This is a genomic window from Sphingomonas sp. 10B4, assembly GCF_035019905.1.
Lineage (GTDB): Bacteria > Pseudomonadota > Alphaproteobacteria > Sphingomonadales > Sphingomonadaceae > Sphingomonas > Sphingomonas glacialis.
Genome location: NZ_JASJVC010000343.1, coordinates 1 through 233, shown reverse-complemented (window position 1 = coordinate 233; position 233 = coordinate 1). Strand labels below are relative to the sequence as shown.

Below are 233 nucleotides of genomic sequence, written 5' to 3'. Positions count from 1 at the left end.
GGCTATATTCATGCAGCGTGGGTAGTCGCGGCTGCCGGCTAACGTCAATACGGCGAGATAGGCGCTACAGACATCCTGAACGTCGAGAAAGTCTCGGCTTGCTTCGAGATTACCCACCTTAAGCACTGGTACTTGCTGGCCTGATTCGATCAAGGCGATCTGTCTTGCGCACCAATGTGATTGAACGGGCGGGCGATTACGCCTTTGATGCCTTGACGAAAATACTCTTGGAA

General features: G+C 52.8%; 1 protein-coding gene. It reads right to left on the bottom strand.

Features of this window, described 5'->3' with window-relative positions; genetic code table 11:
• A partial coding sequence (locus QN347_RS21055) for an NAD-dependent epimerase/dehydratase family protein (protein WP_416350912.1) occupies positions 1-233 on the bottom strand: 233 nt, incomplete at both ends.